The sequence below is a fragment of the Ensifer adhaerens genome, from assembly GCF_020035535.1.
Taxonomy (GTDB): Bacteria; Pseudomonadota; Alphaproteobacteria; order Rhizobiales; family Rhizobiaceae; genus Ensifer.
In genome coordinates, this window is sequence record NZ_CP083350.1 from 2,241,806 (window position 1) to 2,254,535 (window position 12,730).

A 12,730-nucleotide genomic window follows, 5' to 3' on the forward strand; every position below is an offset into this window, starting at 1 on the left:
CATGGTTGATCAGCAACAGGCGTGTCAACGCACAAGGCTCGAGCGCGATGCGCTCGGCGAGCGCGCGGTTCCCGAGGCGGCGTATTTCGGGATCCAGACGCTGAGAGCGGTCGAGAACTTCTCGCTTTCAGACATTGCGATCAGCCACTTTCCAACACTCGTGCGCGCGCTCGCCATGGTTAAGAAGGCTGCGGCCATCGCAAACAACGCGGAGGGCCAGCTTCCCATCGAAAAGCTCGACGCCATCGTCAGGGCATGTGACGACCTCATCGAGGGGCAGCTCCTGTCATCCTTTGTGGTCGACGTGTTCCAGGGGGGCGCGGGCACGTCGAGCAACATGAACGCGAACGAGGTCATTGCAAACCGTGGGCTAGAGCATCTGGGGCGGCAGCGTGGAGATTATCGGGCACTTCATCCAAACGATGACGTGAACATGTCCCAGTCGACTAACGACGTGTATCCCACCGCGGTTCGGCTGTCCCTGCTTCTTAGCCGCTCGGAACTGCAGGTCGCGCTCTCCGCATTGATCGCGGCCTTCGAAGACAAAGGGAGAGAATACGCTGGAACAGTCAAAATCGGACGAACCCAGTTGCAGGACGCGGTTCCGATCACACTCGGGCAGGAATTCGGGGCCTTCGCCGCGACCCTGAAGGAGGATACCGCCCGACTGGAGGAAGTCGCCTCGTTTTTCCGGGAGGTAAATCTCGGCGGCACGGCAGTCGGTACGCGCATCAACGCCTCTCAGTCCTATGCAACTCGCGCCATCGAAGAGTTGTCACGGATTTCGGGCTTTGACCTCGTTGCCGCAGACAATCTCTTGGAGGCAAGCTGGGACACTGGCGCGTTCGTGACGTTCTCCGGCATCCTACGGCGTATCGCCGTCAAACTATCGAAGATCTCCAACGATCTCCGACTGTTGTCCAGCGGGCCGCGCAGTGGTCTCGGCGAAATTCGGCTGCCGCCGGTCCAACCAGGCTCGTCGATCATGCCGGGAAAGGTAAATCCGGTCATTCCGGAGTCGGTGAACCAGGTCTGCTACCAGGTAATCGGCAACGACCTTGCCGCGACGATGGCGGCTGAAGGTGGGCAGTTACAGCTCAACCCCTTTGAACCCCTGATAATCTATAACCTGCTGACATCCATGCGGTTGCTTGGTCGTGCGATGACGAACCTGGCCGAGCGATGCGTGGCGGGCATCACGGCAGATGAAGAACGCTGCCGCGCAGGGGCGGAGGGCAGCATTTCGCTGGCCACCGCGCTCGTGCCCGTCGTTGGATACACCGAGGCAGCCGATATCGCCAAGCTCGCATTGAAATCCGGGGACACCGTTCTGGAGGTTGCCATGTCGCGCGGCTTGGACGGGGCGATGTTGCAGAACTTGCTTGATCCCATCCGCATGGCAATACCAGATGAAAGGCATGACAGATGAGTAAGCCCGCCGAACAACCGGCCGTCACCATGCGGTCGGTCAGCAAGTGGTACGGGAACTTCCAGGTGCTCAGGGATGTCGACCTCGTCATCGGTAAAGGTGAGCGTCTCGTGATTTGCGGACCGTCGGGATCTGGAAAGTCCACTCTGATCCGATGCTTGAACCGACTCGAAGAATATCAGCAGGGACACATCGTCGTGGATGGCAAAGCCATCATGGAGGAGATGTCATCGGTGGATGAGGTGCGGCGCGATGTGGGCATGGTGTTTCAGCACTTCAATCTGTTTCCGCACCTCACCATCCTCGAAAATTGCATGCTCGCGCCGATGTCCGTTCGAGGCGTAGGTCGCAGAGCGGCAAGTGATTCTGCCATGAGCTATCTGGAGCGCGTCCGGATCGCGGATCATGCGCACAAGTACCCGTCCCAAATCTCGGGAGGCCAGCAGCAGCGCGCAGCGATCGCGCGATCGCTTTGTATGAATCCGAAGATCATGCTTTTCGACGAGCCCACTTCGGCTCTCGACCCGGAAATGGTGGCGGAGGTGCTTGATACAATGATCGGTCTCGCCGACGAGGGGATGACCATGATCTGTGTCACGCACGAAATGGGGTTCGCGCGACGGGTCGCCGACCAGGTGATATTCATGGACGGTGGGAGGATCATCGAAAGTGGCCCGCCGGCATCGTTCTTCGACGCGCCACGCCACGCGCGGACGCGCGCTTTCCTTAGCAAAATCCTGCACTAGGCGAGTGTCATGGGCATGAGTGATTCACGGCGCCCGAAAGTCCTGATCGTGTCGACGGGCGGCACCATAGCGTCAAGGTACGATCCAGTGGGACGGGCGATGACGAGCACGGCAACCGGCGATCAACTGCTTGCCGCGCTCGGCGACCTCGCGCCCTCCACGGAACTGACGTTGGACGAGTTCAGCAATCTCGGCAGCAATCGAATCGATCTCGATATGTCGTTTCGATTGGCCCGACACATTGCGGTCCGAATGGAGGAAGACGCTGTCTGCGGTTGTGTCGTCACCCATGGCACGGACACGCTTGAGGAAAGCGCATTTCTTGCAAGTCTTGTGATCTCCTCAGGCAAACCGGTGGTGTTCACCGGAGCGCAACGTGGCATAGATGCCTCCGATGCGGATGGACCCCGTAACTTAGCCGATGCCATCCGCGTTGCAGCATCGCCAAGTGCGAGGGATTTGGGGGTCCTCGTTGTTTTCGGGGGACGGATTCTGTCCGCGACCGATGCCACGAAAGTCAATACTTGGCATTTGGATGGGTACGGCTCCACCAGCTTCGGAACACTCGGCGAAGTCGATGGCGAGATGGTTTTGATCGGTCGAAGGCCGATGATGTGCCCAGCCGTGAACGCGCGTGACATCGAAACGCGCGTCGATCTGATCACGCTGGCGATGGGCGCGGATGCGCGCCTCTTTGACGCGGCAGTGGCGAGCGGCGCTCGCGGCATCGTGCTTGAGACGTTCGGGCGCGGCAACGCGACGCCGGAGTTGGTCGCGGCAGTCCGGCGCGCGACCAATGCGGGGATATTCACGGTTGTCACGTCGCGCTGTGCGCAGGGCCGAGTTCTTCCCGTCTATGATGACGGAGGCGGGCGGGACCTTGAGGATGCGGGCGCCTTGTTTGCTGGAAGATTGAAGGGACCCAAGGCCCGCATTCTCCTCTGCCTCGCTCTCTCACACCTGCCACGCTCGAAAATCGTTGATCTCCTAATGACCTTTGGCATGTGACGGCGCCCACGGTTCTCGCGAAATTCGCTGGAGCTGTCGGCGTTTGCGGAGTACCGGGGTGACGGTTCTGTGGCAGCGAAATATCAAGCGCCTAAGCCCCGGGCTCGTCACCGCTCCGTTGCCGGAAGCCAACCTCTTGTCAGCCCCTTGCTGATGCAGCCTCGGGCAGAGGCAAGCTGATCGCGAAGGAATGCGCAATCATCGAGCAATGTGGCAATTGTCGCTCGTACATCCCCATCGTGCCAGGCTAGGGCTTCGTCAATGGCGTCGCTCGAGGCAATCGTATTACTTATCCTGCATTCAGGAGCCATGGTTCTGACCTCGGAAAACTGTTTGCGCGCGAAGCGCCGATGTTTTGGGGATCAGGTGCATTCAATCGCGTGCGTGATGACATTGCGCGCGTCGCCAACTCCATTCTTAGCTAGCGCTAAAGAGCGTAGAGGCAGAAGCGAGTCGTGGCAATCGAGAGACACGACATCAACCTGCTGCTCCCTGCTTGGATCTCTCGCGATTTCAGCCTCGATCTTCAAGGAAAAAAGTGGGTTCCGTCTACTGCAAGTTCCCCCCAAAAGGGGCAACCACGCCGCGTCTCAAACGTAGAGCTTCGAAAACAGCGGTTCTCGGCTTTCGATCGGGAGTGCGCAACCGATTTCACGATGCGACAACTTGGACGCCATAAACGCGTAAGTTGATATGTAAGAGCACTGGACCCCTAGGCGTGTTTATTGCATGACTCCCTACGGAGAGCATGGCGAGGGGATAAATGAGCGACACTGTTCTGGAAAGCACCGCGGAAACGCAGCAGCAGTCTATCTTCGATAGCAGCCTTTCCGTCGAGGCGAAGATCGAGCGCGCAAGGACTGAGCTTCTCGATCTTTCAGCTCGCAATCGGCTGCTGAATGTTCCCCGGTTTTCCAAGAGCGCCAAGACCATCGACATCGTCGACGAAAAGTCGGCTGAGGTCTTCCGAATCCTTGTCGCCGAAGGCAAAGCGATGACTTTCCTCGCCGGGGCAAAGGGCAGGGCGCCGAAGGATGGGGAGAAGGAGGAGGAACTCGTCGAACTTGCGCTGCCCGACGACGAGGACAGGGACGATAGCGGCCGCTTGGTCCGCCACGCAGACACGAAGCTGCAGACGCGGATGACTCCAAGCGCCTTGCAAAAGCGGCTCCTCGACCTCTACTTCGACGCCCGGACGCTCGAAGAGGAGCAAGGTGTCAACATTCTGTTCATGGGTCTCGGCACTTTGAAATGGGTCGACCCGAACAATGCTGAGAATGTCCGCTATGCGCCCCTGATCCTGGTGCCCGTTTCGCTCGAGCGCGGTAGCGCCGCCGAACGGTTCAAGCTGAGAGCCCGTCAGGAAGATTTCGCATCCAACCTCTCTCTGGAGGCGTTTCTCGATCGCGTCCACAAGATCACCATGCCGACGTTTGAGGCGACGGATGAGTTCTCCTTGGAGGACTACGTTGCCAAGGTGGCGCAGGCCGTGTCTTTGAAACCTACATGGAGCGTCCAGCCCGACGATATCGTCCTTGGGTTCTTCTCGTTCGCGAAGTTCCTGATGTATCGCGACCTCGATCCGGCGCTTTGGCCCGACAATGCTAGGTTCACGGATCGCCCGCTGATCACTTCGCTGGTCTCCAACGGCTTCACCCGAACGGAGGCGCTCTTGGCGGAGGACGCCAAGATCGACGAGCACATCACCCCGAGCGAAATGACGCACATCGTCGACGCGGATAGCTCGCAGACGATCGCGATCCACGAGGCCCGACGCGGGCGTGACCTCGTCATCCAAGGACCGCCGGGCACCGGAAAGTCGCAGACGATCGCCAACATTATCGCGGCGGCTGTCGCCGACGGCAGGTCGGTACTTTTCGTTGCGGAGAAGATGGCCGCGCTCGAGGTCGTCAAGCGGCGGCTCGACCAGGCCGGGGCGGGAGACGCCTGCCTCGAACTCCACAGCAACAAAGCGAACAAGCGGGCGCTGCTTGCCCAGTTGCAGCACACCTGGGATCTCGGAGCTCCGAAAGGCGATTACGGCGGGGCGCTGGATCAGCGGCTGACGGAAGCGCGGGACGCGCTCAACGCCCATCCGGCGCGCCTGCATCATGTGTACGAGCCGTATGAGCTTTCCCCATACCAGGTCATCGGACATCTCGCCCGCCTTCGACGGCAGGGCATGCCTCCCTCCGAGATCGAACTCACAGATGCGACCAAATGGTCCCCCGTGACGAGAGAGCGCGTCGTCACGCTGTTGTCCGAACTCTCCGAACGCATCAAGGACATTGGGCTGCCGACCAGGCATCCTTGGTATGGTGTCGGCCTGACGGGGGTCACTCCGCTCGATCTCGAACGGTTGATGAGACGTCTCGCCGATGTGAGGGGCGAGCTTGCGAAGGTCGTGGACGCAATCGGCGTGGTTTCACAGGAGTTGCGCCGCCCGGCCGCTGCGACGCTTCAGGCATTCGCGGAGGAGGCGGCGCTTGCTGCCAGACTTGCCACCTGCCCGGAGCAGGCGAGCAACGAGGCGCTGGCGGACCCCGCTTGGGCCACGCGTGGGAGCGAGGTCGCGAAGGTCCTGGAGGATGGATCCACGTTCGAACGGCTGTCGCAGCAATTCGGGTCGTTGATGGCTGACGGCGCCTGGGACCTTGCGACGCAGCCGCTCCTTGCTCAATTCGAACGGTTGCCAAAGGACTTTCCGCATTCAGGCTTCGACACCGTAGGGCAGCTCACGGGATTGATCCCGCGCTTCCTGATCGCGGCTAATGGGTTGCGAACGACCCTCGGGGTCAACGCGTCCCCCACGCTGGCTTCCATCGAGCGGCTCATTGCAATCGGACAGCGGGTCGCGGATGCACCGGACGCCAGCCCCGATGCCTTCGTGGCTGCGATCTGGGAACGCGGCCTTGATCAGGCGAACGACCTCGCAGAGGCCGTCGCGACCTTCAGGCAGATCAGCGCCGAACTGAGCGGGAAGGTCTCGGATCAGGCTTGGGATACGGACCTTACAGCCGCGCGGGCGGCGGTCGCGATGCACGGGACCCGCTTCTTAAAGTTCCTGAGCGGTGACTGGAGAAAGGCGAAGGCGCTTCTCAGAACGGTCATGGCGGAAGCGGCTCCGGAAGAGACAATCCGAATCCTTGATCTGCTTCACAAGGGCAAGCAGGCGCGGGCCGCCATCAAGGAGGGTGACTCTCTTGGACGCTCTGCATTCGGCGCTGATTGGCGCGGCGAGCGCACAGACCCGAAGCCGCTGGAGAACCTTGTCCTGTGGATGCGGAGCCTACGCGGCGTGAGCGCCGAGGCGCGCCTCATCGCAAGCAGACTGACCGACAAACAGGCGGTCGCCACCCGATGCGACCACGCCCAGACACTTTTGAACGAGGCTAGGCGCCATCTCATTCAGCTTTGGATCGACCTCGGTGAAGGAGCTGCGAGCCTGTTCCCGGACACGGTCGATCCGCAGGAATTGGGACTTGTTCAGGCCACGCCTGTCCTCCGAGACATTGCCGATGCGGACCGCACCTACGCCAGCCAGACGCGCACGATGCCTGAAAATGCGGGCGGGCGCGTCAAGATGCTGCGGCTTCTCGCCTCGCTCCAGAAACTCAGGACGACGATCAAAGACGCAGCTGAACTGGGACGCTCGGCCTTCGGGCCGGAATGGAACGGCTCAAGCTCCAACTGGGCGTCTCTATCCGAGATCAGCACGTGGATTTCCGAGAACCAGGACATACGTTTGCTGGCGTCTCGGGTGGCCGACCGCAGGGGCATCGCGGCGTTTGCAGCGGAAACGCTTGCGGCGAGCGATGTCGTCGCGGGCACCGTGACAGACATCCTCAAGTCCCTGAAGGCGGACCTGCCCCTGGTGGCGGGAGCTTCGACGGTTGCAGCCGTGGACCTTGCCCGGCTCGACGGCAAGCTCGCCGAGTGGATCGACACCGAGGAGCAGCTATCGAAGTGGGCCGCTTACAAGGGACGGGCCCAGGACGCTATCGGCGCGGGTGTCGGCGAAGTCGTCCACCGTCTCGAAGACGGCCGGATCGCTCCCGGCGATGCGATCGTCTCCTTCGAAATGGCGTTCTACGAGGCAATCCTCCGGGATCAGCATAGCCATGACCCGGAGTTGGCGCGCTTCGATGGCGAGGTCCACAATCGACTCGTCGGGGAGTTCGCGAACCTTGATCGCAGCAGAATGGCCCTTTCAAGGCTCGAGGTCGTTGGTGCTCACCACAGGAGAATTCCAGCAATTACAGGGATGGGGCCGGTCGGCATCCTCCGCGGCGAGATGGCCCGCCGTCGCGGCCACATGCCGATCCGGCAGTTGATGCAGCGTGCCGCTCCCGCCGTCCAGGCATTGAAGCCTGTCTTCATGATGAGTCCCTTGTCGATAGCCCAGTTCCTGCCTCCGGGCCTGCTGGAGTTCGACTTGCTCGTCATGGACGAGGCCAGTCAGATCCAGCCCGTCGACGCTCTCGGCGCGGTCGCAAGGGCGAAGCAGGTCGTCGTTGTCGGCGACGAGCGGCAGCTTCCTCCCACCCGCTTCTTCTCGAAGATGACGTCCGGAGGCTCGGAGGAGGATGACGATCAGGACGGGGCGCAGGTCTCCGATATCGAGAGCATCCTCGGCCTGTTCTCGGCAAGAGGCCTGCCGGAACGCATGCTCCGCTGGCATTATCGCAGCCGCCACCAGTCCCTGATCGCCGTCTCGAACTCTCAGTTCTATGACAGCAAGCTGTTCATCGTGCCAAGCCCCTACACGCAGGAAGCTGGCATGGGTCTCCGCTTCCATCACGTGCCGAATGGAATCTTCGAAGACGGAGCGAACAAGGTGGAGGCCAAGGTCGTCGCCGAGGCCATCATCCGGCACGCGCTGCAGTCCCCGAACCTCTCACTCGGGGTCGCGGCTTTCTCGATCAAGCAGCGGCGCGAAATCCAGGATCAACTGGAACTGCTGCGGCGGCACCATCCCGAGACCGAGCAGTTCTTCCATTCGCATCCGAACGAGCCGTTCTTTGTGAAGAACCTCGAAAACGTGCAGGGCGACGAGCGTGACGTGATCCTGATTTCCGTCGCCTACGCCCGGAATGCGCAGGGATATATGGGTATGCGGTTCGGACCGCTCGGCGCCGAGGGCGGGGAACGGCGGCTCAATGTCCTGATTTCCCGCGCAAAGAGGCGCTGCGAGGTCTACGCATCAATCACCGACGAGGACATTGATCTTGAACGAGGGAAGGGCAAGGGCGTCTTTGCCTTCAAGCTGTTCCTGCACTACGCTCGTACCGGGCGCCTTTCGATCTCTCAACGCGCCGACCGGGGAATGGACAGCGTCTTCGAAGAGCAGGTGATGGCGGCGCTGCAGGAGCGCGGCTACCAGGTGCACCCACAGGTCGGCATCGCTGGTTTCTTCATCGATCTTGCCGTGGCGGACGACCAGGTTCCGGGAAAGTACCTTCTCGGCATCGAGTGCGACGGTGCGACTTATCACGAATCTCGATCGGCCCGCGATCGAGACCGGTTGCGTCAGGCGGTTCTCGAGGACCACGGGTGGTCCATTCATCGGATCTGGAGCACGGACTGGTTCCAGCGGCCGAAGGCCGAGCTCGAGCGCCTAGTCGGGGCCATAGAACGGGCGAAAGCGGACGCATTGAACAGTGCCCCACGGCCGACGGCGTCTCCAGCTGTACCAGTCGAAGTGGTTACCATAGAGCGCCATGATGTCACTGAGATTGGCTTGCAGCCGATTTCGGACTTGTCTCAAGACACCTTCTACCAAGAAGCGGAGCTTCGGCCAGAGATTTCAGGGGAGCTCCATGAACTGGCGACCGGACGAATGGTCGAGCTGATCAAGGAGACGGTCGCGGTCGAAGGGCCAGTTCATCGCGACGAGGTCGTTACCCGGATCCGCACGGCATGGGGTCTCCAGCGCGCTGGCAACCGCATCGATAGCCACGTGGGCAATGCGATCCGAGTTGCAGTGAACGGCGGCGAAATTCTCCGCTCCGGAGACTTTCTCTTATGGCCCGGTGCCGTGGTTGCAATTCGCGACCGCAGCAACGTGACATCTATGGGTCTCCGTCGCATCGAGATGCTTCCGCCGATGGAGATAGATGAGGGCCTGAAAGCGGCCGTACAGTCGAGCCTGGGGGCGACGCCGGACGAAGCGATCAACGCGGTGTCCAGGGGAATGGGGTTCAAGGCAACAAGCAGTCAGCTCCGCGACGTCATCGCTTCCCGCATCGACCACCTTAAAAGTGAAGGGGTGCTGACCGAGCGAGATCAGATGCTGGTTCCGGGCGAGTGAACCATCGTCGGTGATGGGTTTGGGCGTGGTGGCGAAAGACGTGGATTGGGCGACAGCAGGAAAGAGGACCATGGAGACGAAATGAGACTTCGATCAATCGTATTTTCTGGAATCGCGGCGGCATTGCTGTCGGCTTGCTCGAGCACAACCGCGACACAGGTTCCGCAAAGCGCCCAGCTAGCCGACCGCTCGGGCACGCCCAGTGAACTCTTGTGGTTACAGCTTGGTGCGAGCACAGAGCTGCCCGACAAATTTGCCATAGAAGCCGAACTTGCCAGGCGCGGTGAAACGTCGTCGGGAGAGGAATATCTGGGACGCCAGACAGCGACCTACGTCGGCATTCCAGCCTATGCGAGGTCAGCCTCGAAGGCAGGCGATAGGGACTGCGCGAGTTTCGCATCCTCGGCAGAAGCGCAAAAGTTCTTCCTGAGCACTGGCGGTCCCCATGCCGATTCCCATGGTCTCGATCGAGACGGGGATGGAATGGCATGTGATTTCGGGAAGATGTTGGTTGCCAACGCCGAAAAGAGAAGGGCCGCCTCGGCAGCTTCCTTGATCTCATCGCCAAGGCAAACTTCGAGCAGTCGCTGCTTTGTCGGTCCCCGCGGTGGGACCTATACGATCACTGCAAGCGGAAGGAAGAACTACGGGGGCTGTTGAGTTTACGGACCCGTGCTCGCCCACCCTATTTCTTGATTTAAACGTCGACATGTTCCATGCGGACCCTCTGGAACAGCCCAATAGGAGGCCTGATGGCCTATCAGATTCTTCCTGCTGACGAGGCCCTGCTCGCAGAGATCGAAGCCTGGCTGGACGCCGAAGAGACCAACTATCAGCGCGCTTCAAAGGACTGGGAGGACGCAGATTGCGAGGGAGATCATCCGATCCGTGGCTTCCGATGCAATTGGGATTCAGCCAAGAGGGGATGGCGCGAAGGGCGATCCAAGATCCATGTCCTGTGCGTGAATGGAAAAGCCATTGGGTTCCTTGATGGCACGGACATCCTTGAAATCAATCCCGACCATCGAGGCAATGGCTACGGCCGGATTCTCGCAGGCTTCATGATTCAGTCGGCTTGGGAGGAAGGCCGGTCAGTAATCGAGATTGAGATCGCGCCTCCCAGCGCCGAACCCTTCTGGCAGCATATGGGCTTTTCGGTTGCCGGAGAGCGACAGGGGTACGGCGGAGGAAACTTCGCCTACAAAATCCTTCCGAGAACCTTCAGACTAGGAGACGGCGAACGAGTGGAATACTCAATTGCCTATTTTAGCGAGAAGGAACGGTATAGCAAAAATCCCAAACCCTTTGCCGAGTTCGTCGGGGGAGGCGAGCGCCTCTACGACGGTCGGATCCAGCTTCCGGAACGTGCATATTGCTTCAACCCGCTAGATGACCAGCACGTCGACTACTTCGTGAAGATTGAAGTCAATGGCGAGCTCATTCACTTTGATAAGGCGAAGTATGAAGAAAGCGAGCACTGTGGCGTTCAGCGCGATGCTGGCTATGATTTCTTCATCGAGCGCATCAATCCTGGGCAAGGAAACGTTGCGAACTGATGCCTATGATGTTCCCGGTGATGGCGCGGTCGCCTAGAGCTGTCACCGAATCAACTGGCCCTACGCGATAAGATAGGACGTCGGCGGAACGGGTGGTCGATCGCGCAGATCTCGTTTGGCGAATCGTCTAAAAGTACGTGGGGGCGGGGCCAACACTGAACAGATGAACTACGCGCGTGCCAGCGCAGGCGATTGATCATGCCTGTTGCCACCCCTCCGATGGGATAGCGCACTGTTTTGCAAAGACAGGTTGTAGAATCGATTGCAATGTCGGCGGACAACCTATAGCGAGCACTCTACTAGAGTAGAGGGGAAGCATCTTGGATCGACGTGTCACGGCAAAGTTTTGGAGAATGGTTCCAGCCGCGGTCGAGGGAGTGGATTTTGAGGTTTCGCTGGAAGCCGCGTTCGCTGAAAATGGCGCAAGTTTGTACCGAGAAGTCGGTGACACGATTTATCAGTTAAACCCGCAATCAGGGGGCGCAGGCCGGCCGTTTTTGGGCGATGTAATCCGATTGCAAGCCGATGCGCTACCAAGTCGGTTGAAGAAGGGTGGGAAAGCCCAGCGACTGTCGTTGGGGGAGGGCGAGTACCTCGGCCATCATACCGCTTTCATCTATGACCCAGCTACAAAGTTACTCGGTTTCGAAGTCAAGCCAGCCGCTGCCGGCCTGGTAAAACTTGCGTACCTCGTATCGCAGATAGCGAAACATCCCCAGTGCCAAGCCCTTCCGGTTCTTTACCAGGCAGAAATGAACAGGTTGGCGGGCACTAAGAACGGCGTGCTTTCGTTCAAGGTTGCTGATCCCGCTTCACTGGATGCATTCGACCCTGAACTGAGGAGCCTACGTGACAACATCAAGTACATACGAGACATGGTCGATGGGGCATACATCCACGTTTCGATTGGAGCAGGGCCGCGAAAGGACGGTCTGGCCGGCGAGGGACTCATGAAGACCATCGGCTGGCTGCTCGGCGAGCGGGATGCAAAAAGGGGAAAAGTTAGATCGGTGAAAGTAAAGCAGCCGCACGAAGCTGAGCCAATATTGGACTTTCTCAACGCACAATTCAAAGATACACTAGTTCTAGAGTTGTCCGGAGATCCCGAGAAAGACTGGGTTCTAAGGGAAAACTTCTTGAAATCGGCTTTGGCGAGGGCTGTAAAACATGTCAACATCGAAGGCAAATAGTGCGTCTAACGTAATCGGCCAAGGCAAGATCCGGGTTGGCGTTTTTGTATTTGCTGCTTTTATCATTTTAGCATTTTGCTTCGGTGGTCGGTTCTCGGTTCTCCAGTCGTTCCTCTCAGCCTTTGAACTGAGGAGCGAAGCGGTCTATTCGTCCGCGTTTACGTTTCAGGCGATTTTTTGGGGAGCCAGCCTGACGATCTGGAGCCTGATGAAATCTCGTGCGACCCGATATATCGAGCGGATCGCCGACAATGTTGCCTTCCAGAGCTTCGTGCAGGTTCTCGAAATCCGCTTGGTAATTGGCCTTGTGTCCATCCTGTTTTCGTTTGCAATGTTCATTGCGAATCCGACCTTGGTCGGCAGCTGGCCCTTGCTGGCCTTCTCGATCTGGACGTTTCTGACCGTCGCCTCGTTTACATGGCTGGCTGACAGCTTGCTCACGGCCCGGGTGGTCCTTAACTAGACGACGGCATGCCGCCAGAACCGAGAGC

8 protein-coding genes are annotated in these 12,730 nt (G+C 59.6%); all 8 read left to right on the forward strand.

Going from position 1 to position 12,730, the window contains the following annotated elements; genetic code table 11:
* Position 1 precedes the first annotated feature (1 nt).
* The 8 genes from LAC81_RS30445 to LAC81_RS30485 all read left to right on the forward strand — a co-directional run bounded on the left by LAC81_RS30445 (position 2) and on the right by LAC81_RS30485 (position 12,702).
* The gene (locus LAC81_RS30445; RefSeq protein WP_223728389.1) at positions 2-1,429 is read left to right on the forward strand and encodes an aspartate ammonia-lyase; all 1,428 of its coding nucleotides are present in this window, start codon (positions 2-4) and stop codon (positions 1,427-1,429) included.
* Positions 1,426-2,175 carry an amino acid ABC transporter ATP-binding protein gene (locus tag LAC81_RS30450; protein ID WP_223728390.1) on the forward strand — a complete coding sequence of 250 codons (750 nt, stop codon included), beginning with the start codon at positions 1,426-1,428 and terminating at the stop codon, positions 2,173-2,175. The genes LAC81_RS30445 and LAC81_RS30450 overlap by 4 nt, the downstream gene beginning before the upstream one ends.
* Before the next feature lie 9 nt (positions 2,176-2,184).
* Complete coding sequence (locus LAC81_RS30455) at positions 2,185-3,183, forward strand: asparaginase (RefSeq protein WP_223728391.1); 999 nt, start codon at positions 2,185-2,187, stop codon at positions 3,181-3,183.
* Between the two features lie 763 nt (positions 3,184-3,946).
* A complete protein-coding gene (locus LAC81_RS30465; RefSeq protein ID WP_223728393.1) occupies positions 3,947-9,493 on the forward strand; it encodes a DUF3320 domain-containing protein in 5,547 nt (1,848 codons plus the stop codon).
* 81 nt (positions 9,494-9,574) lie between these two features.
* Positions 9,575-10,153: an excalibur calcium-binding domain-containing protein gene (locus LAC81_RS38590; protein ID WP_223728394.1), complete on the forward strand. Its 579-nt coding sequence runs from the start codon at positions 9,575-9,577 to the stop codon at positions 10,151-10,153.
* A gap of 92 nt (positions 10,154-10,245) precedes the next feature.
* Entirely contained in the window at positions 10,246-11,049 is an 804-nt protein-coding gene (locus tag LAC81_RS30475; RefSeq protein ID WP_223728395.1) for a GNAT family N-acetyltransferase, read from the forward strand.
* A gap of 320 nt (positions 11,050-11,369) precedes the next feature.
* Positions 11,370-12,239: a DUF6731 family protein gene (locus tag LAC81_RS30480; RefSeq protein WP_223728396.1), complete on the forward strand. Its 870-nt coding sequence runs from the start codon at positions 11,370-11,372 to the stop codon at positions 12,237-12,239.
* A complete protein-coding gene (locus tag LAC81_RS30485; protein WP_223728397.1) occupies positions 12,217-12,702 on the forward strand; it encodes a hypothetical protein in 486 nt (161 codons plus the stop codon). The genes LAC81_RS30480 and LAC81_RS30485 overlap by 23 nt, the downstream gene beginning before the upstream one ends.
* The last annotated feature ends 28 nt before the right edge of the window (positions 12,703-12,730 follow it).

Coding starts and splice junctions, on each gene's coding strand:
- LAC81_RS30445 (WP_223728389.1), top strand. CDS start 2: ATGGTTGATCAGCAACAGGCGTGTCAACGCACAAGGCTCGAGCGCGAT.
- LAC81_RS30450 (WP_223728390.1), top strand. CDS start 1,426: ATGAGTAAGCCCGCCGAACAACCGGCCGTCACCATGCGGTCGGTCAGC.
- LAC81_RS30455 (WP_223728391.1), top strand. CDS start 2,185: ATGGGCATGAGTGATTCACGGCGCCCGAAAGTCCTGATCGTGTCGACG.
- LAC81_RS30465 (WP_223728393.1), top strand. CDS start 3,947: ATGAGCGACACTGTTCTGGAAAGCACCGCGGAAACGCAGCAGCAGTCT.
- LAC81_RS38590 (WP_223728394.1), top strand. CDS start 9,575: ATGAGACTTCGATCAATCGTATTTTCTGGAATCGCGGCGGCATTGCTG.
- LAC81_RS30475 (WP_223728395.1), top strand. CDS start 10,246: ATGGCCTATCAGATTCTTCCTGCTGACGAGGCCCTGCTCGCAGAGATC.
- LAC81_RS30485 (WP_223728397.1), top strand. CDS start 12,217: ATGTCAACATCGAAGGCAAATAGTGCGTCTAACGTAATCGGCCAAGGC.